Raw genomic sequence first — 21610 nt, 5'->3', positions numbered from 1 at the left:
ATCGGCCGCGTGCCGGCCGCGGGAATCCGCGGTGGGCGACCGGCGACGAGGTCTACGGCTCCGGCACCCCGCTGCGGCTTCTACCGGGAGTGAATGCCCAGCCGGGCCAGACCCTTCTCCGAGGGGCTGCCGGGCTCGGCCGCCAACACGATGATCTGGTGGGGGCGGGAGCTCTCGACGGTGAACATCTCGTAGGAGAGAACGAGGTCGCCGACGTCGCGGTGGCGAACGCGAATGAGTGAGCCGGTCAGGGCCCGTACTTCGTGGCGAGCCCACATCCGGCGGAAATCCTCACTTGCGGACCCGAGTTCCTCGATCAGCTCGACCAGGGCGGGGTCCTCGAGGTCCGCCCCCGCCGCGGCGCGCAGATGGGCCACCTTGACCTGGGAATGTTGCTCCCAATCCAGGTAGAACTCGCGTGCCTCGGGGGCGAGGAAGGCCAGCCGGATGAGGTTGTCGCGGTGCTCCAGCCCGTTGTAGAGAGCGTCGGCCAGCGGATTCCTGGCCAGCACGTCGAACCGGCCGTTCACCACGACAGCCGGTACGTGGTCGCAGCCCTCCACGAACCGCACCACGGTCGGGCTGACCTCATCGATCTCCTCGGCGGTCCTCCGCTTGCGTGGCCCACCGCGTGCGAGCTCGTACAGGTGCTCGGTGGCGTCGAGATCGAACGACAGGGCGCGGGCCAGAGCTCGGAGCACTTGATCGGATGGATGGCATTCTCTGCCCTGCTCCAGCCGGCTGTAGTAGTCGACGCTCACGCCGGCCAGCATCGCCACCTCGACGCGGCGTAAGCCCGGCGTCCGTCGGCGTCCGAACAGAGGTAGACCGACCTGATCGGGAGTCATGACCGAACGCCGGGCGCGGAGGAACTCACCAAGAGGGCTCCCACCGTCCATATTGACAAGCTATCTACAACCTCATCAGGGAACGTGGGCGTGCTACACCCACGTTCGGTCGGCGGACGTCGAGGGCGTGGGCGTCGCGCTCCTACCGGATGATGAATCCGCGGTCCAGGGCCACGGTCACGGCGGCGGTGCGGTCGGAGACGCCGAGCTTGCCGAAAACACGCAGCAGATGGGTCTTGACCGTGGCTTCGCTGATGAACAGCGTCTTGCCGATCTCCGCGTTGGTCAGCCCCTCGGCCACCAGGGAGAGCACCTCGGCCTCGCGCGGCGACAACGACTCGCTCGCCGGCGCCCGCATCCGGGTGACCAGCCGGGTCGCCACCGACGGCGACAGCACGGTCTCCCCGCGCGCCGCCGAGAAGATCGCGGTCAGTAGATCGGCCCGGGAGGTGTCCTTCAGCAGGTATCCGGCGGCCCCCGCTTCGACCGCCCGCACGATGTCCTGGTCGGTCTCATAGGTGGTCAGCACGATCACCCTGCTCTCCGGCCGTGCGGCGAGGATGCGCGCTGTGGCGCTCACCCCGTCCCCGTTCGGCATGCGCAGGTCCATCAGGATCACGTCGGGACGCGACTCCGCTGCCCGCACCACCGCTTCGTCCCCCGACGCCGCCTCCCCCACCACGGTGATCCCGGGGTCGGCCTCGAGCATTCCCCGCAGTCCCTCGCGGACCACCGGATGGTCATCGACGATCATCAGACGCAACACTGTCACGCTCCCTGATCGGTACGGCCGGTGGGGACGACGGCCTCCAGGACGGTGCCCCCGCCCGGTGGGCCGGTCACGGTGAGGGTGCCGCCCGCCTGTTCGACCCGGGCACGCATGCCGCGCAGACCGTACCCCTCGGCGGCGGACGGATCAACGCCGGCGCCGTCGTCCTGGAGGGTCAGCCTGGCCGCTTCCGGTGTGTATTCCAGCGTCACCGTGACGGAGCCCGCCCTGGCGTGCTTGCGCACGTTGGCCAACGCCTCCTGCGCCGCGCGGAGCAGGACGACGTCGACCTTGGTCGGGGTCGCCCTGGAGTCGCCCCGGACCTCGAACACGGCCGACATCGAGAGCTCCTCACCGAACTTCGAGGTGATCCGCCCGAGGGCCTCCTCCAGGGTGGCCCCGGACAGCGGCGCCGGGCTGAGCTCGGTGATCAGCGTGCGCGCCTCGGCCAGGTTCTCGCGCGCGGTCTGTACGGCCAGCTCGACCCGACGGGGGTCGGGCTGCTGCAGCAACATGATGATGCTGGTGAAGCCTTGGGCCAGGGTGTCGTGGATCTCCCCGGCGAGGCGCTCGCGTTCGGCCAGGGCCCCGCGCTCGGCCGACAGCGCGGCCACCTCGGCGCGCTTGGCCTCCAACTGCTGGATGAGCGAGGCCCGCTCCCTGCTCTGGCCGATGACGTCGACGATCCAGGGGCCGAAGGTCAGTGCGAAGGCGAGGACGGTGAGCGTCACCCCCAGGAAGACGGTCAGTTCCTGCAGCGACGGCGGGTCGACGAGGAACTCCAGAGCGGGGGCCACATTAAAGATGATCACGGCGATTCTCGCCTGGTTCTTGGGGATCATCATGAAGCACTGCGCGCACAGGGCGAAAAGGAGAAATCTGGTGGGCGGGCAGATGGCGGCCACCGGGGTGAACAGCACGATCAGCAGGACGACGTACGTCCTCCCCTCCCATGAGCGATACCCCACGCCGACGGACCGCCGCCCGAGCCGCACGTATGCGACCAGGCATCCGCCGAGCAGCACGATCGCGGTCACCTGCTTGGCCGTCCCGAGCGTGTCATCGGAGATCACGAAGAGGACGGAGGCCAGGAAGGCGACGAGGTAGAGCAGCTCCCATCCGCTCAGGCGCATGAACACGTGTTGGGACCTGGGCGGGGAGTTGTCGCGAAATTTCACGACGGTCACTCTGTCACCTCGAACGTCAGAGTCGTCCCCTCTCCCGGCGAGCTCCGCACCCGCATCCAGCCGCCCGCCTGCTCCACCCGGCTCCGTATCGCCCGCAGGCCGTACCCGCCGGTGGCGGACGGGTCGAAGCCGCGACCGTCGTCGCGGACCTCCAGCGTCACCGTCCGCGGGCCGTAGGTCACCGAGACGTCCACCCGGCCGGCCGCCGCGTGCTTGCGCACGTTCGCCAGGGCCTCCTGGGCGGCGCGGATGAGCACCACCTCGGTGGGCGGCGTCAGCGGGCGCGACTCCCCGTGGAGCGTGAACGCCGCAGCCGTCTCCGACTCCTGCCTGAGCCGGCCCGCCAGCCGTACCAGTGCCCCGTCCAGGGCGGAGCCGTCCAGCGGCGCCGAGCCGAGCGCGGCCACCAGCGCGCGCGCCTCGGCCAGGTTCTCGCGCGCGGTCTGTACGGCCAGCCTCAGATGACGGGCCGGGTCGGTCTGGGCTTCGGCTGCCTGGATCAGCATGATGATGCTGGTGAAGCCTTGGGCCAGGGTGTCGTGGATCTCCCCGGCGAGGCGCTCGCGTTCGGCCAGGACGCCGCGCTCGGCCGACAGCCTCGCCACCTCGGCCCGCTGGGCCTCCAGTTCCTCTATGAGGGCGGCCCACTCCTCGCTCTGCTTCATGGTCGGTTCCATCCATGCGGCGAATGTCAGGCATGCCGACCCGGGCGGGATCACCCGTCGCGGCGGCCCTTCCAGCGGAACGTCGTGAGGCACAGCAGCAGGCCTCCGACGACCCAGGCTCCCAGCACCAGGGCGACCCGGCCGAGCTCGTAGGAGTTCGTGAGCTCCAGCGTGGCGCCGGCGTCACCGAGGAAGACCGAGCGGAAGCCCTGGCACATCCACTTGAGGGGGAACACCGAGGCGATGTTCACCAGCCAGGCCGGGAGTTGGTTGACGGGGATGAACACCCCGGAGATGAACTGCAGCACCACGAACGGCATGGCGATCACCGCGCTGGCGCTCTTGCCCGACCGGGGCAGGCTGCTGACCGCGATGCCGAGCAGCGACGAGCCGAGCACCCCGAGCACGAACACCCAGACGAAGGTCAGCCAGGTGGAGAGCTCGGAGGGCAACTGCAGGCCGAACAGCGCGACCCCGATGATCAGCAGGATCACGACCTGGCAGAAGGAGATGAACAGGGTGTTGAGCGCCCTGCCGACGAAGTAGGAGCTGCGCGGCAGCGGCGTGCCCAGCAACCGCTTGAGCGTGCCGTCGTCGCGGTCCATCGCGATGCCGATGCCGAGATTCTGGAAGCCCGTCATCGCCGCCGAGCCGATCAACCCGGCCACGTAGAGCTGGGAGACGTTGAGGCCCGTCCCCTCCAGATCGTCGGCGAAGATCGAACCGAAGATCAGCAGCAGGACGATCGGGAAGGAGAAGGTGAAGATGACCGCGTCTCTCTCGCGGAAGAAGATCTTGGTCTCCAGGGCTGCCCGCGACAGGCCCAGCTGTATCGCGGAGGGCTGCCGGACGAGAGGAGGGGCAGGGGCTCGGGTGGCGGTCTGGCTCATGGACTGAACACCTCGGGGGATGGGGAGCTGAGGGGGGATGACGGCGCGATCCAGGCCGAAGAGGGGTGAATGCCTCCGTGCCTGACCGCGGGCGTGGTCAGGACGGGGTCTCGATGAGCCGGAGGTAGACGTCCTCCAGGGAGGGACGGGTCACGGTCAGCTCGGGGACTTCGCCGTCGAACCGCTGGGCCAGCTCCAGCACCGTCCTCGTCGGGGTGTCGGTCTCCTGTGAACGGTGCTCTCCGGCCTCCGACCAGCCGACCGTCGCCTTGGCGGTCGCCCGGCCCCCCAGGGTCGTCGGGTCGCCCTCGGCGACGATGCGGCCCTGGGCGACCACGGCGACCCGGTCGGCCAGCGCCTCGGCCTCGTCCAGGTAGTGCGTGGTCAGCACGATCGTGGTCCCCTGGTGGGCCAGGCCTCCGATCAGCTCCCAGAACTGCCTGCGGGCCTCGGGGTCGAACCCGGTGGTCGGCTCGTCAAGGAAGAGCAGCTCAGGACTCCCGATCACCCCCAGTGCCACGTCCACCCGGCGCCGCTGGCCGCCGGAGAGCTGGCGGATCCGCTTGCCCGCCTTGTCCGTCAGGCCGACCTGCTCGATCACCTGGTCCGGGTCCTTGGCATTGGGGTAGTAGCCCGCGAAATGCCGCACGGTCTCCCGCACGGTCGCCTCGGCCACGTCGTCGGCCGTCTGCAACACCACGCCGATCCGCGAACGCCACTCCCGTGTCGGCCTGCCGGGGTCGACGCCGAGGACGCTGACCTCCCCGGCGTCCCTGGTCCGGTAGCCCTCCATGATCTCCACCGCGGTGGACTTCCCGGCCCCGTTCGGGCCGAGGATCGCGAACACCTCGCCGGTATCGATGTCGAGGTCGATGCCCCCGACGGCCTGCACGTCGCCGTACCGCTTGGTCAGGCCCCGCACTCTCACCGCTGTCGTCATGGATCAAGCGTCGTCCCGGTACGGCTGCCGCGACACCTACGACCGGTGGAGCGGGCTGTCCACCGTTCGATGGACACGATCGGGAGGTGCCTGGGGATATCGGGGGGAGCGATCGTGCGACGGAGTCGGTCCCCACACGCGGCCTACTTCCGGGTGCGGAAGGCGTCCATGAGGTAGTTGAGCAGGCGTTCGACCTGATCGGGGTCCAGGGCCGCCATGGCGGCGCCGTTCGCGGCGACCAGGACGTCGAGCGGCTCGATGCCCTGCCGGAGCAGGCCGTCCCGCACCCCGGCGTCGAGGAGCAGGCTCACGGCGTCGAGCGCACGAGCCCTGGCGCCGGGGAAGGCGACGGCGCTCGTGTCCGTCGCCGTCGTGGCGCGCAACGCCTGCGCGAGGCCGTGCTTGGCGGTCAGGTAGTCCACCCATCGTCCCAGCCAGACGCGCAGCGCCTCGTCCGCGGGCATCGTCGCGAGCACGTCGCCCGCCGAATCGCAGACCCGCGCGAGCTCGCTCGCGTGTGCTGCCTCGATGAGGGCCTCACGTGTCGGGAAGTGCCGGTAAAGGGTCCCGATTCCCACGCCCGCCTCTTTCGCGACGCCCTTCAGCGAGGCGCCGGGACCCTCGCGGGCGAACGCGCGGGTCGCGATGTCGAGGAGCCGTTCACGGTTCGCCCGGGCGTCGGCTCGGGGCTGTCTGGGGTCCTTGGGGTCCTTGGTGTCCATGGATCGCTTCCTGCAAGAGTCCACCCGGGTGGCAAAGCGGAGCCGGGTCCGCTTATAGTGAAGCTAACCGGACCCGGCTCCGCTTAATCCTATGTGAAGGAAATCAGCATGAACACCGAACGCGTCACGACCCCCTTCGGGCCGGCCACGACCGCTGAGGAGACGGTCGAGGGCGTCGACCTGTCCGCCAAGAAGGCCGTCGTGACGGGAGCGTCGTCGGGAATCGGCGTGGAGACCGCCCGGGTGCTCGCCAAGGCCGGCGCCGACGTCACTCTCGCCGTCCGCGACGTCGTCGAGGGCGAGAAGGTCGCCGCCGGCATCGCGGCGTCCACGGGCGGCGCGCATGTGCACGTCGCCCCCCTCGACCTGTCGGCCCGCGACTCGATCGACGCGTTCGTCGCCTCCTGGCGGGGACCGCTCGACATCCTGGTCGACAACGCCGGCGTCATGGCCACCCCGGAGCGGCGCACCGCCGAAGGCTGGGAGATGCAGTTCGCCACCAACCACCTCGGCCACTTCGCCCTCACCCTCGGACTGCACGACGCCCTCGCGGCCGCCGGGCATGCCCGCGTCGTGGTCGTGAGCTCCGTGGGCCACATCAACGGGGACGTCATCTGGGACGACATCAACTTCGAGAAGAACCCCTACGACGAATGGAAGGCCTACAGCCAGTCCAAGACCGCGAACATCCTGTTCGCCGTGGAAGCCGCCAGGCGCTGGGCCGGCGAGGGCATCGCGGTCAACGCCCTCAACCCCGGCCGCATCTGGAGCACTGGCCTTTCCCGGCACATGTCCGCCCCGCCCGCGTCGTTCGAGCCCGAATCCAGCGACGGCGTGTCGGTCAAGGACATCCCCCAGGGCGCGGCGACCTCGACCCTCCTGGCCGCCTCACCCCTCGTCGAAGGCGTGACCGGACGGTATTTCGAGGACTGCCAGGAAGCCGCACCCCACACGCCCGGGCTCCGGCGCGGCTTCGCGGCATATGCCGTCGACCCCGACGCCGCCGCACGCCTCTGGCGGCTGTCCCTCGACATGATCGGCGACGCCGATCGGCGCAGAAGCGCCTGACGCGCGTGCGGGTGAGAGCGGCCGGCCCGCCGATCACCCCCGGGATCCGCGATCAGGCGGTGCCGGGCGACGGGTCCAGTTCCTTCCACTGCTCCTGGACCGCGACGCGGGGTCCGAGCCACTCCGTGAGGGAGGAGGCCAGCGTCGGGTCGTGAACGCCGCCGATCCTCTCGGTCCCGTCCGGCCAGGTCACTCCCAACGTCGTCTCGTCGTAGCCCTGGTCGACGTCGCCGGAGTGCTCCACCGTCAACGAGGTCAGGTCGGCGACGTCCACGGTTCGGGTCACGGTCTTGCTGACCAGGCGAACCTGTCGCCGGGTGAACTCGGCCGTGTGCACCTCTGTCCGGCCGCCCACGAGGCCTATCACGGCACCGGTGGCGATTACGAGGCCCAGGAGGTAGAGCAACGGCGTGCCGTCCAGCGGGGTGATCACGTACAAGACCGTGCAGAGGATCATGCCGACGGGGAAACAGCCGCATCCCGTCTGCAGGAGCCCTAGGCTCCGGGACCTGCTGGTCCAGGTCAAGGTCTCGTCATCGGCCATGTACGCATGATGACTCTCGACTCCCCCGAATGGGAGCCGGGCGCGGGTGTTGCGGTTCAGCGGCCGGCGCTCTGTCCGCCGTCGACGTGCAGGATCTCGCCGGTGACGAACGGAGCGCCCTCCAAATAGATCACCGCGTCGACGATGTCGCCCACTTCCCCCATCCGCCCCGCCGGGACCAGGCCGGCCAGCATCCCGTACGACTCCTCGGAGGTCAGGGGCGTCTTGATGTGGCCCGGGGAGACGGCGTTGGCGCGGATGCCGCGGGTGGCGTACTCGATGGCCAGAGACTTCGTGACGGACTGCAGACCGCCCTTGGTCAACGACGCCAGCGCCGACGGCAGCCTCGAGTCGGCGTGGTCGACCAGGCTGGTGGTGATGGTGACGATGTGGCCGGCGCCCTGGGTGAGCATGTGCGGGACGGCGCACTGTGTGATGTGGAAGAACCCGGCGAGGTTCACTCCGGTGAACAAGGCGAAGTCGTCCCCGGTGTAGTCCGTGAAGGGCTTGCTCGCGAACACTCCGGCGTTGTTGACCAGGGTGTCGATGCGGCCGAACCGTTCGAGCCCGGCGTCGATGACGCGCTCCGCGGTGGCGGGATCGACGATGTCGCCCGAGACGGTGACGACGTCGTCGTCGTCAGAAGAGGGGATCGTGCGCGAAGTGGCGACGACCGCGAACCCCAGGGTGCGGTAGGCGGCGACCAGGCCGGTTCCGATGCCCCCCGAGGCGCCGGTGATGACCGCGACCTTCTGACCTTGAACGCTCATGATGACCTCCCCGAGGGCCAGCCATCCCGCTTGACGATGCAGAACCCAATCTAGAGAGCTCTCGGCAAAGGGACGAAAGAGCAGAAGCGGAACTCCTGTGCGGATCTTCCGCATCTGCTCCGGGCTCAGCCGGTACGGCGAGAGCCCGCCTCATCCCCGCGGGCGTGCGGCCGCCCCGTCTCCTCAGGCGAGAGCCCGCCTCGTCCCCTCAGCCGGCGCTGCCTGCGGCGGCGGCGGTGGCCGTGTGGAGTTGGCGGATGACCTTGCGCAGCGCCGGCGACGCCGGTCCACCCCGTTCGGTCAGCTGGGTGATGCGCTGCTTGTACTCCCGCCGCTTCGCCCTCGGGAGGACCGTCCTGACCTCTCCCGCCGCCGCCAGCGCGACGAGTGCTGCGTCGCGTTCACTGACACGGGACAGCGGGCCGGTCAGGGCGAAGGCGACCTGTGCCGCGAGCCGCTTGACCACACGCGTGTCCCGCACCCGGACGAAGCTCCTGCTGAAGATCAGAAATGGCCGGTTGAGTTCCACCCGGATCCACCGCTCCGTCTCCAGTTCGTCGCGTACGGCCCGAGCCGTGGCGTGGTGGTCCTTGCTGATCCAGTGCTGCCATGACCGGGGCCGCGACTCGGCGATCTGGCGCAGCAGGCCGTCCAGGACCGGATCGGCGAGCCTGTCTTGCGTGACGACCCGCACCTTGCCCTTCTCGTCGGCGATCCGTCCGCTGAGAAGCAGATCGGTGAGCGCCGCCGCGCGGAGCAGGTAGGGGAACATCATGCGCGTCACCACCCGCTCCCTTCTGGAGTCGTAGTTGAGGAGGTAGAGCTGAGCGGCCAGGGAACTGGGAGTGTCCACGGGACTGCCTTCTCTCAGTCGTCGTCGGGCGGCGCTCCGGTCTCGGACGCCGCCGGGGCGGAGGTCTCCGGGGACTGGACCTCTGCCTTGGTGGGCCGGCCGCGCCGGGGGATGCGACCGGCGCTGCCGGGGAGCCGTCCCGCGTCCGACAGCGCCCGGCGGAGCAGGAACTCGATCTGTGCGTTGGTGCTGCGAAGTTCGTCGCCGGCCCAGCGGGCGAGCGCGTCATGCACCGCGGGGTCCAGTCGGAGCAGGATGCTCTTGCGTTCGGTCGCCACGGCTACTGGTAGAGGGAGCCGGTGTTGACCACGGGCTGCACGTCGCGGTCGCCGCACAGGACGACGAGCAGGTTGCTGACCATCGTGGCCTTGCGCTCCTCGTCCAGTTCGATCACGTTGTGCTCGTCGAGTCGGGCCAGGGCCGCCTCGACCATGCCGACGGCGCCGTCCACGATCCGCTGGCGGGCGGCGACGACCGCTCCGGCCTGCTGGCGCCGCAACATCGCCTGCGCGATCTCGGGAGCGTACGCGAGACGGGTGATGCGCGACTCGATGACCGTGACCCCGGCCGACGCCACGCGGGCCTGGATCTCGGCCGACAGGCGGCCGGTGATCTCGTCGGCGTTCTGGCGCAGGGAGAGCATGTCGTCGTGCCCGTCATAGGGGTAGCTGCCCGCGATGTGACGCACCGCGGTCTCCGTCTGGAACGCGACGAACTCCACGAAGTCGTCGACTTCGAAGACCGCCTTCGCCGTGTCCTCGACCTGCCACACCACCACCGCGGCCATCTCGATCGGGTTGCCGTCGGCGTCGTTGACCTTGGTGATGTCGGTCTCGTGGTTGCGGATCCGGGTCGAGACGCGCCGCTTCTGCGTGAAGGGCACGACGAAGCGCAGGCCTGGGGTTCGCACCGTGCCCACGTAGCGGCCGAGCAACTGGATCACCCGAGCCTCCCCGGGGGCCACCGCGGTCAGCCCGGTGAGGACGATGGCCGCCGCCACGAGGAGCAGCACCCCCACAAGGATCAGGCCGACTCCCGCACCGCCGCTGCCCTGGACCGCGACGATGATCCCGATCGTGATCGCCGCGACCGAGCCCAGCGAGCCTGCCAGGGCCAAAACCAGCATCGGCCATCCCGAGGCCGCACGGGCCTCTCGTTCGTCGATCTGTGGGGTGGGCATGTCGACGGCAATGTCCATGTCTGTCATGGCTCCTCCTCGGTGTCTATCGCGAATCTAGCAAAGTGATATCACTTTTTGCTAGAGGCAATGTTCTGCCTTTCGCACATAGACGTCGAGACCGCCGGACGGTTACAGGCCCTGGACGGGGAAAGCGCTGGGCCTGTGTCGCGGTGTCCTGATGGACGCCGCGGTCACGGGCGAGCCGCCGTGATCTCGAACCACACGACTTTGCCCGTGTAGGTGAGGACGGAGCCCCATCGAGCGGACAGTTGCTCGAGCAACTGGAGTCCGCGGCCGTGCTCCTCGCCGGCGTCGGGGAGTCGCATACGCGGGAGTTCGGGACTCAGGTCGTTCACTTCGCAGCGGAGGGCGCCGTCGATGAGGGACAGGGTCAGCAGCGGCTTCCCCCACGCATGCCGCAAGGCGTTGGTGATCAACTCGTCGGCGAGGAGTTCCGCGACGTCGACCTGATCGTCCAGTCGCCACTCGGTCAGCGTCGTGCGAATCCGATGGCGGCCTTCCGGAACCGCGGAGGGATCGTCCGGCAGGACCCAGGTCACGCGGCGGCCGACCGCCGGTCGTGGGGTGCCGGTGACGCGGCTCCGGTGAGCGTCGCGCCTGGAAACGGCGGACGCACGATCCGTGTCCGGATGCCGCGCTGGGTGGAACGCCGCTGAAGAGATCGTGCCGGCAGCCATGGCTCCCACTTCCCCTGGTTGGAGCTGGTCTTCCCTTTCAGGATTCCGCCGCGTACGCTCGCCGTCTTCTCCGGCAGCGCCCATCTTCCACCCCTGAAGGCCGGACTACGCAGGCACCTGCTGGCTGCCATGCCCGGATGGCCGCCACCGACTGCCGGCCGGTCGTCACCAGGGCACATGTCGTGTCGGCGGCGGGATGCCGACAGGTGCGTCCCGGTCAATTCACGTCCTTGCGGATCACGCGCAGCGCACCGACCGTCAGCGGGACGACGATCCAGAAGATCGTCGATACGGCCAGCCGGGCCGCGTCGCCACCGGTCATGTCCCCTGCCGCCAGAGGCGAGGTGGTGCTGTTGAGATCGAGCCACTCGGCCGCGACCTCTCCGCCGGCGCCGAGCCTTTTCACGACGGACCACAGAACCGGGGCGGACAACCAGATCACGATCGCGGCCGGCGCGTTCAGCAGCAGCATGCCCAGGGCGAGTCCTGCCACCACCAGGAGAACATTCGTCCCGGTCCAGCCCGCCAGCATGAAAGGAGTGATCTCCCAGGTGGCCGGCACATTCCGGACGTTCGCCACGACACCCGTCACCGGCACCGCGACCAGCAGCGCGAACAGGGAGGCGGCCACCGCCACGATCAGCGACAGAAGGCACCTGGCGGCCGGCACTCGCCAGCGGTGCGGTTCGAGTGCGTACGTGGTCAGGGCGGTCCGGTGGACCCATTCGCCGGTCACCGAGAGGATGCCGAGCACAGGAAGCAAGGTCCCGTAGCCGATTCCAGCGGTGCCGACCAGGGTGTGCAGGTCCGGACCGAACACGACGCCGCGGCTGACGATGGACGCGAGCACCAGGACGAGCAGGATCGATGCCACGATCGAGCCGCAGCGGGTGTCGACGAGCTTGCGGGCCTCGACACACAGCAGCCGGTGGAAAGGGGTCCGGCGGAGATCCGTGGTCGTGATGTCCGTTACGGGGAGGTGGGTGTCGGTCATGCCGCACTCCGATCGGCGTCCGCAGTCAGTTCGAGGAAGGTCTGTTCGAGGCTCCGGCCCCGGCCGAGCTCGCCGACGGTGCCCCGGGCGAGGACGCGGCCACGGCCGATCATCACGATGTGGTCGGCGACCTGCTCCACCTCGTGCAGCAGATGAGTGCTGAGCAGCACCGTGGAACCCAGGTCGGCGAGGTCGCGGAGCAGCCCCCGCATCCACTGGATGCCCTGGGGGTCCAGACCGTTGGCGGGCTCGTCCAGGACGAGCACCCTGGGCCGGCCGAGGAGCGCGTGACCGACGCCGAGCCGCTGCCTCATTCCCAGCGAGTAGCCGCCGACGGCACGCCGGCTCTCCCCGCCGGACAGCCCGACGAGGTCGAGGATCTCGTCGACCCGCGACTTCGGCAGGCCGAGCATCATCGCGCCCAGCGTCAGGACCTCCCGCCCCGTACGGCCGGGATGCTGGGCGCCGGCGTCGAGCAGCGTGCCGACCTGGAGACCCGGGCAGCCCAACTCTGTGTACGGCCGGCCCAGAACGGTGGCCGTACCCGTGGTGGGGCGGGCGAGTCCGACCAGGATGCGCAGGGCCGTGGACTTCCCGGCGCCGTTGGGCCCGACGAAACCGGTGATGCTCCCCGCTTCGACGGTGAAGGACACGTCGTCGAGTGCCTTCACATTTCTGTAGACCTTGCTGACGTGGCTGAACTCGATCATGCGTCCAGTCCACCGGATGTGAGGCCGCGGATCATCGGACCCAGGTCGAGGACCACTGGCGCGAGGGCCAGGTCTGCGCCCCTGGTTCTCGACCTGTGGCCACCTGGACGTCGACCCAGGTCGCTAGAGCGTCGGTCCGGTGGTCTTTAGGCTGTGAGCCGTGCAGGACCGAGCGGAGGACCCGCCTCCACTGGATCGGCCGGGCATCGCGCTGCGCTACATCTGCGCCGTGCTGCCGATGGTGTTCTACGGCGTCGTCTTGGTCGCGATCGTCTCCCGTGACCACGACCGGCTCGTGCCGGCGCTGGTCGACGTGGGGCTCGGCGTGATCGGGCTGATGCTGATGCGGTGGCGGCGCCACCGGCCGTGGCCGATCGCGCTGGCGACCGCCCTGCTGACCGTCTACTCCACCACCGCGGTCGGTCCCGCCCAGGTCGCGTACGTGTCCTTGGGCACGCGTCGCCGGTGGCGTCAGTTCATCCCCGTCGCGGTCGTTTCCTGGCTGGCCCTGGCGGCACGCTCCAGTTGGACGGGCATCGGCCAGGCGACCCTCGTCTCCGTGGTCACCGGAACCGCCGTCCTCGGGGGGCTGACCGTCTTCAGCCTGTACCTGCGCGGGCGCCGTGATCTGGCCGTCTCGCAGCGAGAGGCGGAATTGGCCGAGGAGCGTGAGCAGTCGCGGCGGATAGAGCAGGCCAAGCTCGCGGAGCGCGTCAAGATCGCGCAGGAGATGCATGACGTCCTCGCTCACCGGATCTCGCTGGTGTCGATGCTCGCCGGCGGCCTGGCGTACCGGACGGACCTCACGGCCGAGGAGACCCGGGAGGCCGCGATGGCGATACAGGAGAACGCGCACCAGTCGCTGAACGAACTGCGCACTGTGCTCGGCGGGCTCAGGCACGGCGGCGGCCTGGAGCCCCCGCAGCCGAACCTGGCCGACCTGGACGCCCTGTTCGACGAGGTACGCGCCGCCGGTCAGCAGGTCGAGGTGGACGACACCGTGGACGACAGGGAACTGCTTCCGACGCATACCGGCCGGCATGCGTACCGGATCGTGCAGGAGGCTCTGACCAATGCGCGCAAGCATGCGCCGGGCAGCCGGGTGAGGGCCGAGCTCGGCGGACGGCCGGGTGACGGCCTGCGAATCCGGGTGAGCAATCCGGCGCCGTCCGGAACGTCCGCGGGCCCCGGCGGCAGGCTGGGACTGGTCGGCCTGGCCGAACGAACACAGATGGCGGGTGGCACCATCCGGCACACCGTCCAGAACGGGCGGTTCATCCTCGACGCCCGGTTGCCATGGGAGGCTTCGCACTGTGACTCGGTTGGTGATCGTGGATGACGACCCGATGGTGCGAACCGGGCTGCGACTCATCCTCGGCGGGGAGCCCGACCTGGAGATCGTCGGCGAGGCCGATGACGGCCTGCGGGCCATGGACGTGATCCGCGACCTCAGTCCCGACGTCGTGCTGCTGGACATCCGGATGCCCAACCAGGACGGGCTGACCACCACCGAACTGCTGGCGGCACAGACGGACCGGCCCCGGATCCTCGTCCTCACCACCTTCGACGCCGACGACATGGTGCTGCGGGCTCTGCGGCTCGGAGCCGACGGCTTCCTGCTCAAGGACACGCCGCCGCCGAAGATGATCGACGCGGTCCGTACGGTGGCCAGAGGCGAGCCGGTGCTGTCGCCGAGCGTCGCACGGCAGGTGATCGCCGCAGCCACCGGAGGACGCGAACCGCGGAGCCCGGAGGCGCGGCGAGAGCTGGCCAAGCTCACCGAACGCGAGCGGGAGGTGGCGATCGAGGTCGCCCGGGGCAGCTCGAACGCCGAGATCGCCGGACGTCTTCACATGAGCGTCGCGACCGTGAAGGCGAACGTCACCCGGATCTTCGCCAAGTTGGGGACCGACAACCGCGTCCACGTCGCCATGAAGGTGCGCGACGCCGGACTCCTCTGAACCGCCGCCAGGTCCGAGGGCTCGTCAGTTCGTACGGAGAGTCCTCGCCGGGCGGTTCCACACGGGATCGGACGATCACGCTGATGGTGGAGGCGTCGCGCTCGGCCGGAGTGGCGGCGCGGTGGAGTGCCGACGGGCGCAGCAGGTAGCTCAGGTCGCCGGGCCGGGCGGAGAGGTGCTCGATCGCGTAGCCGGGCAGGTCGGGCGCGATGAGGGGGATGCCCAGGCCGGCGAGGTCGGGTTGTGACACCGTCACCGGTATCGGCGGAGGGCCGCCCACGGCCATCAGCGGCAACTGCTGCCACCACCACCACGGTCTCCCCGGCATGGTGAACAGGGCGGTCAGTCCGTACGCCAGGGCCAGGACGACGGCGACGGCGACCACCGGGTTCGCGATGATCCGTGCGGCCATCGTGTTGAGGGCGACCCCGAAGACGAGGGCCACGATCGGCGCCGACAGGGCGACGTGCCAGGCGGGCCGCACGCGCAGCGCCCACAACAACGGCCAGGAGACGACCAGCAGGAACGGCACAGCCCCTGCGGCGATGATCATCCCCTGACCGATGCGGCCCCAGCCGCCGGCGCCGCCCAGGCCGTCGTACGGGAGGACGGAGAGGCCGGCCAGGGTGATCGCCCAGGCGAGGAACGGGAGGGCGAGACCGACGAGCGCAGCGGCCAGCGTACGGCTCAGAACCGGCTGTGCGGCGAGGCGCCTGCTGGGGGGATGCACATGATCAAGGTTGGCATAGGCGGCGAACGAGGGGAATGCGTGGAATTTCAGACCGTGTCCGCCGGCACCCCCTGGGCGGCTTCACGAAGGAGACCTGTGCCCGGTTCACGCCGCTCGAGCGCCCTGGCCAGGCGCTCTTCCAGCTTCGACCGGCAGTCCGGCCACTCCGTGGCGATTATCGAGTAAATGGCGGAGTCGCGGAGCATGCCGTCCTCCCCCGGCGCCCATGACCGGGACCAGTTCCGCAGGACGCCTTCGAACCGCGCGCCCACCTTCTCGATCGCGGCGCGAGAGCGTCGATTCCGTGCGTCCGTCTTCAGGTCGACACGGGCCACGCCCCAATTCTCGAACGCGTTGCGGAACAGCAGGAGCTTGGACTCGATATTCAGTCCGGTGCCCTGAGCCGACGTCGCCAGCCACGTGAAACCGACCTCTATCGCGGACAAGCGGTCTTCCGACAGCCACAGGCGCGGCTCCCAGTAGGACGTGACCCCGACCGCTCGTCCCGACGACTTCGCCACCTGCGCATACGGAGCGAGCATTCCCGTCGCCGCGCGGGCGAGGTGGCCGTCGATGTACTCTCCCACCTCAGCCGCCGCGGGCACCCAGGTGAAGCCATAGGAACTCCGGTCCTCTTCCGCCGCCACCGCCAGGTCCGGCGCATGACGGTGGTCCAGCGGCTCCAGACGTACGAGCTCACCTTCAAGGACCGGCCCCTCAAGCTTGAAACCCATCGACCCTCGCTCTTTCCACGTCGCAAAGGGCGCCGTGCGCAAATTCGGACGGCGCTCCACGCGCCCATTTTGCCGGATACCGTCGAGGTCATGCGGCTTCATGTGGGGTGCGCGATGTGGACGCACGCGTCATGGCAGGGACGTTTCCTGCCCCATCCACTCCCTCCGGGAGAGCGCCTGCGCTCCTATGCGACCTGGTGCAACGCGGTGGAGGGCAACACGACGTTCTATGCGACGCCGGCGAGGAGCACCGTGGAGTCGTGGGCGCGGCAGACCGGCCCCGACTTCCGGTTCGTGGTCAAGCTGCCCAAGCCGATCACACATGAGCGGCGCCTGATCGGCGCCGACGAGGAACTCCGGTCGTTCCTGGACGCGATCGAGCCGCTCGGGCCACGCGCCCACGCGCTCTGGGTCCAGTTGCCCGGCTCGTTCGCCCCGACCGATCTCGGGACCCTGGCGGGTTTTCTCCGCCGGCTCCCCAGCTCGCACAGATACGCCGTCGAAGTCCGCCACCGCGCGTTCTTCGACGACGCGAGATCCGCGGGACTGCTGGAAAGGGTCCTCGCCGGCGTCGACGCCGAATGGGTCCCTTTCGACACCACCACCCTCTTCCAGAGCCCTCCGACCAGCGACGCCGAACGGGACGCGTGGGCGAAGAAACCGCGCGTGCCTCGCCGGTCGGTCGCGCTCACCGACCGGCCGATCGTTCGCTACCTCGGCCGGGACGCCACGGAGCGCACGATCGAGGGCTGGCGGGAATGGGTCGGCACGGTCGCCGAATGGTTGCGTGAAGGCCGCTCGCCGACGGTGTTCATCCATACCCCCGACAACGCGGACGCGCCGATGCTCGCCCGCCGTTTTCACGACGACGTGCGGGCCCTGCTGCCCGAGGTCGATCCACTGCCCGAGCCCGTCGCGGCCGAGCCGCTGACCCTCTTCTGAGAGGCGGAGACGCGTCGTCAGGCGCCGAAGAACTCGGCCAGCACGGGTGCGAGGGCTTCGGGGGCCACGTCGTGCGTCTGTCCGTCGAGCGTCCGGTGCTCCGCGGCGGGCAACGCGTCCGCGGTGGCCTTCGCCGCCTGCTGGAGCCCCTGCGGGCTGGCCCCGCCGCCGAGGACCAGCGCCGGAACGGCGATCGCCGATGTGAGGTCACGCGGCACGACGCCCCCGGCGAGCAGGGCGTCGTCATAGGCGAGCGTCGGGGCGATCGCCTCCAGTGCGGCCCAGCCCGGCTGTGCCCGGATGCCGGCGACGACCTGCGAAGGCATGCCGACGTATGTCATGAACAGGGCCACGGCGTCGCCCCTGCGCCCGGCGTCGAGCAGTTCGTGGAGCCGCTCGGTGTACTCCTTGATCCGGCTGCCCCCTTCGGCCTCGGCCATGAACGGCGGCTCGTAGAGCGCCATCTTGGTGATCCCTGGACCGGCTGCCGCGGTCGCCAAGGTGAGAGCCGCACCAGAGGAGATGGCATAGACGTATGCCTCACCGCCGGCCTGTGCGATGAGCGCTTGGAGGTCCTCGACCTCTCTGGCGACCGCGTAGGGCAGGGTGTCCGAGCTTTCGCCCCTCCCGCGTCGGTCGTAGGCGTAGACGGTGAAGGTGTCCTGCAGGAGCGCGGCGAGTGGCCGCATCGGCCCTGCGCCGCGGTAGCACATGGCTCCGTCGACGAGGACGAGCGCCGGCCCGCCGCCGGTGTGCTCGTAGGCGATCGTGGTGCCGTCTGCTGAGGTGACTGCCGGCATGGCGTGTTCCCCTATTCTCGCTTGGCGTTCAGATGGGCCAGGTAGACGTCGAGTCGGTCGAGGCTGGTGGTGAAGCCTGCCCTGGCCTGGGCGCTGAGGTATGCGGCCGGGACGTTCGTCTGATGGGTGACCACCTCGGTCCGCCCGTCGTGCAGATCGACGAAGGTGATCGTGGTCCGCATGCCGCCTTCGACGTCGGCCTCGATCCACACCAGCCGCTCGGGACGGCGTACCTCGACGTAGACGGCCCGCATGGTGTGCGTGCTGCCGTCGGCATCGTTGACCATGGTGGTCTCGAAGACGCCGCCGGGCCGCAGATCGACGGTGATGTTGCCGACCGGCGTCGTCGTCCCGGCCGGACCCCAGAAATGGGTGAGGTGCTCGGGCGTGGTCATGCAGTCGAACAGCACCTCGGGCGACGCCCGGTGCACCCGCCGGTAGGTCAGCTCGCCGGTCTCGGTCATCGTGGCGTCTCCCCGTCCCTGCGCTGCGTGGCTTGCAGGGCGGCAAGATGCCGGTCGAGCCGGTCATGACGGCCGGCCCAGATCCGCCGGTGGCGCTCGATCCAACCGGCGACCGCGTCGAGCCGTTCGGTGTCCAGGACACAGGGCCGCGACTGCGCGGTCCGGGTCCGTGAGATCAGGCGGGCACGTTCGAGCACCTTCAGGTGTTTGGAGACCGCCTGCTGCGTCATCGCGAACGGCTCGGCGATCTGGTTCACCGTCGCGTCGCCATGAGCCAAGCGCTCCAGGATCGCGCGCCTGGTGGGGTCGGCCAGCGCCGAGAACACCAGGCTCAGTTCGTCTTCGATGACTGCCACGCCCCGACCCTACGCACAACCGTCAGTTTGCACAACCAATTGGTTGTGCAAGGCCCGTGGATCTGCCATCGTTCGGGGCGTGGAACCCACCCCGTCAGATCGAGGCCCGGGTCGCGTCATCCTTCTCAACGGAGCCTCGAGTTCCTCGTCGGCGTGCACTGCGACCTCGAGGAGATCGATCGGAGAGAACGCGGGCGAGGCGACCGCCGGATCGGGGAGGGCCGCTCCCATGTGGAGATCGACGGCATCCACACGTTCGGTCCGTACGACTACGAGGTGGACACCAGCGACGGGGTGCCGGACGCACTGGCGGAGTCGGTGTCGGCCGCCTGGCGCTCCCGGGGCACGCGAGGCGTCTTGACGGCTTCCGCCTGATCTCTCAGCAGTGCACTTTCGCGCTCCAGGCGACGTAGACCCAGCCCGCGTCGGTCACGTTGACGTTGGTCGAGTAGAACGAGCCTATGTAAGCCCCGTACAGGACTGTGGATCCGACCTTCAGATAGGCAACGTTGGACGACTCTTTCCAGTACTCCGCGTACACGCCTGTGCCGACGGTGTTGCTTCCCCAGCAGGCGTACCAGGGCGCGAGGATATCTGTGTTGTACCGCCGGTAAAGGACGAGGTTTCCGTCCGATTGCATGATGAACTTGTAGAGCCTGTTCGGGCTCAGGATGTATTCGCCCTTGAGCAGGTACGACGTGAATGACGTGCCCACATACTGGTCCGCGTGCGCCGCGGGTGCGCCCACCATCAGCGCGGACAGGAGCCCCGCCGTCATGAGCCCGCTCAGGACGACTCGCCGCGTGCGCCTTCCGATGTGCGTTCTCAGTGCCATCATGCCTGTCGTGACCGCGGAACCTGACATCGCCGTCCCTCTTTCTGCCGGAGATTTGAGGGCGCCGTTAGAATATCCCGCTATATCCACATATAGGCATTAAATAGCTGGCCGGATGCGGCCATTTGACGGATCGATCGAGCCCTTGTCAATAATGATCGACAATGCCGTGTGATCGTCAAATGAAATCGTGCCGGTCAGGCTCCTGCGGCGGACATTCCGCCGTCGACGGTGAAGACGACTCCGCTGGTGTAGGCGGAGCGGTCGGAGGCGAGGAAGGCGATGAGGTCGGCGATCTCGCGTGGGGTCGCCGCCCGGCCGAGCGGGTAACCGGCCATGAGACCGGCGTCGGCGCCTTCATCCGCGTGGGCCTCGAGGAGGGTGAGGATCCGCTCGGTCGCCACCGGTCCGGGGTTGACGCCGACGACTCGGATGCCGTCGCCCAGGCTGCGCCCGCCCAGGGCCCGGGTGAACGCCATCAGGGCGGCGTTGCCGGAACTTCCGGCGATGTAGTTGAAGTCGACCCGCTCGCCCGCGACGCCGATGTTGTTGACGATCACGCCGCGCCCGCGGGCCTTCATCCGCGCGTAGACGAGTCGGGTGAGATCGACATAGCCGAAGACCTTGAGATCCCAGCCGTGCCGCCAGGCCTTCCCGTCGACCGCGTCGAGGGAGCCGCCGGGGATGTCGCCGGCATTGTTGACCAGGATGTCCAGGTCTGACGCCTCCTCGGCGAGGCGCGCGAGGTCATCCGGCCGCCGCAGGTCGACCGGATGCACATCCACATCGACGGCGTAGGTGGCGCGCAGGCGGTGTGCGAGGTCTTCGAGCGCGGGCGCGCTGCGGGCGGCGAGGTGCAGGTCGCAGCCCTCCTCGGCGAGAACCTCGGCGGTCGCCGCGCCGATGCCCTTTGACGCGCCGGTGATGAGCGCCCGTCTGCCGCGCAGGTTCAGATTCATCGCAGCTCTCTTATTGCCGAAACTGTTGGTTCCGTCAAAGCATTGCCGGAACTCTTGGTTTCGTCAACTGGTAGGGTCTGCCCTGTGTCACCTCGTGAGCCGGTCGAAGCCCGCCCCCACACGGGACGCCGGCGTAATCCCGCGGTGCGAAGGGCCGTCCTGGACTGTGCCGCGGATCTGCTCGCCGGGCCGGACGGCATGGCCGTTTCGATCGACGCGATCGCCCGGGCCGCGGGCGTCAGCAAGCACACGATCTACCGGTGGTGGCCCTCCAAGGGGGCGGTGCTGCTGGAGGCGATGATCGAACGCGCCCAGCAAGAGGTGACCATCCCCGACACCGGCGCACTCGCGACGGATCTGGAAGCCTTCCTCGCGGACACCTTCCGCGCGGTCGAGCAGGTGGCTCACCTTTTACGCGGTCTCATGGCCGAGGCCCTGCGGGACACCGCGGCCGCGGAGGGCATGCGGGAATTCATCGCGGCCCGCAGGGACGAACTCCGTGGTCTGCTCGTCCGGGGTCTCGCTCGCGGCGAACTGCCTGCGGAAACCGACCTGGAACTGACGATTGACCAGATCTACGGGCTGATGTGGTACCGGCTTCTGATCGTCCGCTCGCCTCTCACCACCGAGACGGCGGTCCACCTGTCGCGGACGGTCGCCAGGCCTGGAACGCCTCCGTAGGCGTGCACGCGGGAGATCGGCTCACTCGCCTACCGGCCGCTTGAACCAGAGCACAACCGGATCGAGGTGGTGGGGGTAGGCGGCGCTCACCAATTCCCAGCCACTCATGCCCAACTCCGCGATGAAACGGTCGCGGGCTTCCGCGTCATTCTTGTCGCCTTTTGACTTGTCGCGCTTGATTTCCATCCCGTGGCCGGCGCCCGGGCCCGGCAGATAAAACCAGACGTCATTCCCGTGCAACTTGCATAATTGCCATTGCATTGGTCAGTGATAGCAACTCCGAAGCCTCACGTCCACCCTCCGGTTCGGG

At 69.0% G+C, this 21610-nt stretch carries 29 protein-coding genes; 6 read left to right on the top strand and 23 right to left on the bottom strand.

All coding sequences use genetic code 11. The features are described from left to right. Nucleotides 1-80: 80 nt before the first annotated feature. The 7 genes from Pmi06nite_RS10140 to Pmi06nite_RS10110 form a co-directional block, all read right to left on the bottom strand. Entirely contained in the window at nucleotides 81-899 is an 819-nt protein-coding gene (locus Pmi06nite_RS10140) for a helix-turn-helix transcriptional regulator (protein ID WP_203952641.1), read from the bottom strand. A gap of 91 nt (nucleotides 900-990) precedes the next feature. Continuing rightward, nucleotides 991-1614, bottom strand: a complete 624-nt coding sequence (locus Pmi06nite_RS10135) for a response regulator (protein ID WP_203952640.1) — start codon at nucleotides 1612-1614, stop codon at nucleotides 991-993. 2 nt (nucleotides 1615-1616) lie between these two features. Further along, nucleotides 1617-2804, bottom strand: a complete 1188-nt coding sequence (locus tag Pmi06nite_RS10130) for a sensor histidine kinase (RefSeq protein WP_203952639.1) — start codon at nucleotides 2802-2804, stop codon at nucleotides 1617-1619. Continuing rightward, entirely contained in the window at nucleotides 2801-3469 is a 669-nt protein-coding gene (locus Pmi06nite_RS10125) for a sensor histidine kinase (protein WP_203952638.1), read from the bottom strand. Before Pmi06nite_RS10125 ends, Pmi06nite_RS10130 begins: the two co-directional genes overlap by 4 nt. 50 nt (nucleotides 3470-3519) lie before the next feature. Continuing rightward, nucleotides 3520-4359: an ABC transporter permease gene (locus tag Pmi06nite_RS10120; RefSeq protein WP_203952637.1), complete on the bottom strand. Its 840-nt coding sequence runs from the start codon at nucleotides 4357-4359 to the stop codon at nucleotides 3520-3522. Between the two features lie 97 nt (nucleotides 4360-4456). Further along, nucleotides 4457-5299, bottom strand: coding sequence for an ABC transporter ATP-binding protein (locus Pmi06nite_RS10115; protein ID WP_203952636.1), 843 nt, complete (start codon nucleotides 5297-5299; stop codon nucleotides 4457-4459). Nucleotides 5300-5442: 143 nt separating this feature from the next. Continuing rightward, on the bottom strand, nucleotides 5443-6021 hold the full coding sequence (locus Pmi06nite_RS10110) for a TetR/AcrR family transcriptional regulator (protein ID WP_203952635.1): 579 nt from the start codon (nucleotides 6019-6021) through the stop codon (nucleotides 5443-5445). A 108-nt stretch (nucleotides 6022-6129) separates the two neighbouring features. On the opposite strand from Pmi06nite_RS10110, the gene Pmi06nite_RS10105 reads away from it, so the two are divergent. Then, the gene (locus Pmi06nite_RS10105) at nucleotides 6130-7089 is read left to right on the top strand and encodes an SDR family NAD(P)-dependent oxidoreductase (protein WP_203952634.1); all 960 of its coding nucleotides are present in this window, start codon (nucleotides 6130-6132) and stop codon (nucleotides 7087-7089) included. Nucleotides 7090-7141: 52 nt separating this feature from the next. Here the strand turns inward: Pmi06nite_RS10105 and Pmi06nite_RS10100 are convergent, their stop codons facing one another. The 8 genes from Pmi06nite_RS10100 to Pmi06nite_RS10065 form a co-directional block, all read right to left on the bottom strand. Then, nucleotides 7142-7633 (bottom strand): hypothetical protein, encoded by a 492-nt coding sequence (locus Pmi06nite_RS10100; protein ID WP_203952633.1) that lies wholly within the window; start codon nucleotides 7631-7633, stop codon nucleotides 7142-7144. 56 nt (nucleotides 7634-7689) lie between these two features. After that, a complete protein-coding gene (locus Pmi06nite_RS10095; protein WP_203952632.1) occupies nucleotides 7690-8403 on the bottom strand; it encodes an SDR family NAD(P)-dependent oxidoreductase in 714 nt (237 codons plus the stop codon). Nucleotides 8404-8611: 208 nt separating this feature from the next. Beyond that, complete coding sequence (locus tag Pmi06nite_RS10090) at nucleotides 8612-9256, bottom strand: GOLPH3/VPS74 family protein (RefSeq protein WP_203952631.1); 645 nt, start codon at nucleotides 9254-9256, stop codon at nucleotides 8612-8614. Between the two features lie 14 nt (nucleotides 9257-9270). Further along, nucleotides 9271-9534: a type II toxin-antitoxin system antitoxin gene (locus Pmi06nite_RS10085; protein ID WP_203952630.1), complete on the bottom strand. Its 264-nt coding sequence runs from the start codon at nucleotides 9532-9534 to the stop codon at nucleotides 9271-9273. Between the two features lie 2 nt (nucleotides 9535-9536). Then, nucleotides 9537-10463: an SPFH domain-containing protein gene (locus Pmi06nite_RS10080; RefSeq protein ID WP_203952629.1), complete on the bottom strand. Its 927-nt coding sequence runs from the start codon at nucleotides 10461-10463 to the stop codon at nucleotides 9537-9539. A gap of 164 nt (nucleotides 10464-10627) precedes the next feature. Then, nucleotides 10628-10996 (bottom strand): ATP-binding protein, encoded by a 369-nt coding sequence (locus Pmi06nite_RS10075; protein WP_203952628.1) that lies wholly within the window; start codon nucleotides 10994-10996, stop codon nucleotides 10628-10630. A gap of 355 nt (nucleotides 10997-11351) precedes the next feature. Further along, nucleotides 11352-12128, bottom strand: a complete 777-nt coding sequence (locus Pmi06nite_RS10070; protein WP_203952627.1) for a hypothetical protein — start codon at nucleotides 12126-12128, stop codon at nucleotides 11352-11354. Next, a complete protein-coding gene (locus tag Pmi06nite_RS10065) occupies nucleotides 12125-12838 on the bottom strand; it encodes an ABC transporter ATP-binding protein (RefSeq protein ID WP_203952626.1) in 714 nt (237 codons plus the stop codon). The genes Pmi06nite_RS10070 and Pmi06nite_RS10065 overlap by 4 nt, the downstream gene beginning before the upstream one ends. A gap of 160 nt (nucleotides 12839-12998) precedes the next feature. Between Pmi06nite_RS10065 and Pmi06nite_RS10060 the strand changes: the two genes are divergently transcribed. Continuing rightward, nucleotides 12999-14177 carry a sensor histidine kinase gene (locus tag Pmi06nite_RS10060; protein WP_203952625.1) on the top strand — a complete coding sequence of 393 codons (1179 nt, stop codon included), beginning with the start codon at nucleotides 12999-13001 and terminating at the stop codon, nucleotides 14175-14177. After that, nucleotides 14152-14799 (top strand): response regulator, encoded by a 648-nt coding sequence (locus tag Pmi06nite_RS10055; protein ID WP_203952624.1) that lies wholly within the window; start codon nucleotides 14152-14154, stop codon nucleotides 14797-14799. Before Pmi06nite_RS10060 ends, Pmi06nite_RS10055 begins: the two co-directional genes overlap by 26 nt. Here Pmi06nite_RS10055 and Pmi06nite_RS10050 read toward each other — a convergent pair. Both Pmi06nite_RS10050 and Pmi06nite_RS10045 read right to left on the bottom strand, forming a co-directional pair. Next, complete coding sequence (locus tag Pmi06nite_RS10050; RefSeq protein WP_203952623.1) at nucleotides 14720-15529, bottom strand: hypothetical protein; 810 nt, start codon at nucleotides 15527-15529, stop codon at nucleotides 14720-14722. The genes Pmi06nite_RS10055 and Pmi06nite_RS10050 overlap by 80 nt on opposite strands. A 47-nt stretch (nucleotides 15530-15576) precedes the next feature. Continuing rightward, nucleotides 15577-16263, bottom strand: coding sequence for a GNAT family N-acetyltransferase (locus tag Pmi06nite_RS10045; protein WP_203952622.1), 687 nt, complete (start codon nucleotides 16261-16263; stop codon nucleotides 15577-15579). 90 nt (nucleotides 16264-16353) lie between these two features. Here Pmi06nite_RS10045 and Pmi06nite_RS10040 point away from each other — a divergent pair, with 90 nt between their 5' ends. Continuing rightward, entirely contained in the window at nucleotides 16354-17205 is an 852-nt protein-coding gene (locus Pmi06nite_RS10040; protein ID WP_239113789.1) for a DUF72 domain-containing protein, read from the top strand. Nucleotides 17206-17222: 17 nt separating this feature from the next. On the opposite strand, the gene Pmi06nite_RS10035 is transcribed toward Pmi06nite_RS10040, so the two are convergent. The 3 genes from Pmi06nite_RS10035 to Pmi06nite_RS10025 are packed head-to-tail and all read right to left on the bottom strand — an operon-like array spanning nucleotide 17223 to nucleotide 18825. Further along, nucleotides 17223-18005, bottom strand: a complete 783-nt coding sequence (locus Pmi06nite_RS10035) for an alpha/beta fold hydrolase (protein ID WP_203952621.1) — start codon at nucleotides 18003-18005, stop codon at nucleotides 17223-17225. 11 nt (nucleotides 18006-18016) lie between these two features. Next, nucleotides 18017-18469, bottom strand: coding sequence for an SRPBCC family protein (locus Pmi06nite_RS10030; RefSeq protein WP_203952620.1), 453 nt, complete (start codon nucleotides 18467-18469; stop codon nucleotides 18017-18019). Then, nucleotides 18466-18825, bottom strand: coding sequence for an ArsR/SmtB family transcription factor (locus tag Pmi06nite_RS10025; protein WP_203952619.1), 360 nt, complete (start codon nucleotides 18823-18825; stop codon nucleotides 18466-18468). Before Pmi06nite_RS10025 ends, Pmi06nite_RS10030 begins: the two co-directional genes overlap by 4 nt. Before the next feature lie 153 nt (nucleotides 18826-18978). Here Pmi06nite_RS10025 and Pmi06nite_RS10020 point away from each other — a divergent pair, with 153 nt between their 5' ends. Next, nucleotides 18979-19200, top strand: coding sequence for a phosphotransferase-like protein (locus Pmi06nite_RS10020; protein ID WP_203952618.1), 222 nt, complete (start codon nucleotides 18979-18981; stop codon nucleotides 19198-19200). A gap of 4 nt (nucleotides 19201-19204) precedes the next feature. Here the strand turns inward: Pmi06nite_RS10020 and Pmi06nite_RS10015 are convergent, their stop codons facing one another. Together Pmi06nite_RS10015 and Pmi06nite_RS10010 are read right to left on the bottom strand one after the other, a co-directional pair. After that, a complete protein-coding gene (locus Pmi06nite_RS10015) occupies nucleotides 19205-19690 on the bottom strand; it encodes a hypothetical protein (protein WP_203952617.1) in 486 nt (161 codons plus the stop codon). 167 nt (nucleotides 19691-19857) lie between these two features. Continuing rightward, a complete protein-coding gene (locus Pmi06nite_RS10010; protein ID WP_203952616.1) occupies nucleotides 19858-20619 on the bottom strand; it encodes an SDR family oxidoreductase in 762 nt (253 codons plus the stop codon). Nucleotides 20620-20703: 84 nt separating this feature from the next. Here Pmi06nite_RS10010 and Pmi06nite_RS10005 point away from each other — a divergent pair, with 84 nt between their 5' ends. Beyond that, nucleotides 20704-21300 carry a TetR/AcrR family transcriptional regulator gene (locus Pmi06nite_RS10005; RefSeq protein WP_203952615.1) on the top strand — a complete coding sequence of 199 codons (597 nt, stop codon included), beginning with the start codon at nucleotides 20704-20706 and terminating at the stop codon, nucleotides 21298-21300. 21 nt (nucleotides 21301-21321) lie between these two features. Here Pmi06nite_RS10005 and Pmi06nite_RS10000 read toward each other — a convergent pair whose 3' ends face one another. After that, nucleotides 21322-21561, bottom strand: coding sequence for a hypothetical protein (locus Pmi06nite_RS10000; protein ID WP_203952614.1), 240 nt, complete (start codon nucleotides 21559-21561; stop codon nucleotides 21322-21324). Nucleotides 21562-21610: the final 49 nt, after the last annotated feature.

This window comes from Planotetraspora mira (assembly GCF_016863275.1).
Lineage (GTDB): Bacteria > Actinomycetota > Actinomycetes > Streptosporangiales > Streptosporangiaceae > Planotetraspora > Planotetraspora mira.
This window is presented reverse-complemented; position numbering and strand designations above follow the sequence as displayed.

What these genes read in the sequence shown, in the direction of transcription:
- Pmi06nite_RS10045 (WP_203952622.1), bottom strand. Translation starts at nt 16,263, where the DNA reads ATGGGTTTCAAGCTTGAGGGGCCGGTCCTTGAAGGTGAGCTCGTACGT.
- Pmi06nite_RS10110 (WP_203952635.1), bottom strand. Translation starts at nt 6,021, where the DNA reads ATGGACACCAAGGACCCCAAGGACCCCAGACAGCCCCGAGCCGACGCC.
- Pmi06nite_RS10015 (WP_203952617.1), bottom strand. Translation starts at nt 19,690, where the DNA reads ATGTCAGGTTCCGCGGTCACGACAGGCATGATGGCACTGAGAACGCAC.
- Pmi06nite_RS10120 (WP_203952637.1), bottom strand. Translation starts at nt 4,359, where the DNA reads ATGAGCCAGACCGCCACCCGAGCCCCTGCCCCTCCTCTCGTCCGGCAG.
- Pmi06nite_RS10095 (WP_203952632.1), bottom strand. Translation starts at nt 8,403, where the DNA reads ATGAGCGTTCAAGGTCAGAAGGTCGCGGTCATCACCGGCGCCTCGGGG.
- Pmi06nite_RS10080 (WP_203952629.1), bottom strand. Translation starts at nt 10,463, where the DNA reads ATGACAGACATGGACATTGCCGTCGACATGCCCACCCCACAGATCGAC.
- Pmi06nite_RS10035 (WP_203952621.1), bottom strand. Translation starts at nt 18,005, where the DNA reads ATGCCGGCAGTCACCTCAGCAGACGGCACCACGATCGCCTACGAGCAC.
- Pmi06nite_RS10105 (WP_203952634.1), top strand. Translation starts at nt 6,130, where the DNA reads ATGAACACCGAACGCGTCACGACCCCCTTCGGGCCGGCCACGACCGCT.
- Pmi06nite_RS10000 (WP_203952614.1), bottom strand. Translation starts at nt 21,561, where the DNA reads ATGCAATGGCAATTATGCAAGTTGCACGGGAATGACGTCTGGTTTTAT.
- Pmi06nite_RS10030 (WP_203952620.1), bottom strand. Translation starts at nt 18,469, where the DNA reads ATGACCGAGACCGGCGAGCTGACCTACCGGCGGGTGCACCGGGCGTCG.
- Pmi06nite_RS10010 (WP_203952616.1), bottom strand. Translation starts at nt 20,619, where the DNA reads ATGAATCTGAACCTGCGCGGCAGACGGGCGCTCATCACCGGCGCGTCA.
- Pmi06nite_RS10070 (WP_203952627.1), bottom strand. Translation starts at nt 12,128, where the DNA reads ATGACCGACACCCACCTCCCCGTAACGGACATCACGACCACGGATCTC.
- Pmi06nite_RS10100 (WP_203952633.1), bottom strand. Translation starts at nt 7,633, where the DNA reads ATGGCCGATGACGAGACCTTGACCTGGACCAGCAGGTCCCGGAGCCTA.
- Pmi06nite_RS10040 (WP_239113789.1), top strand. Translation starts at nt 16,354, where the DNA reads ATGCGGCTTCATGTGGGGTGCGCGATGTGGACGCACGCGTCATGGCAG.
- Pmi06nite_RS10140 (WP_203952641.1), bottom strand. Translation starts at nt 899, where the DNA reads ATGGACGGTGGGAGCCCTCTTGGTGAGTTCCTCCGCGCCCGGCGTTCG.
- Pmi06nite_RS10115 (WP_203952636.1), bottom strand. Translation starts at nt 5,299, where the DNA reads ATGACGACAGCGGTGAGAGTGCGGGGCCTGACCAAGCGGTACGGCGAC.
- Pmi06nite_RS10125 (WP_203952638.1), bottom strand. Translation starts at nt 3,469, where the DNA reads ATGAAGCAGAGCGAGGAGTGGGCCGCCCTCATAGAGGAACTGGAGGCC.
- Pmi06nite_RS10065 (WP_203952626.1), bottom strand. Translation starts at nt 12,838, where the DNA reads ATGATCGAGTTCAGCCACGTCAGCAAGGTCTACAGAAATGTGAAGGCA.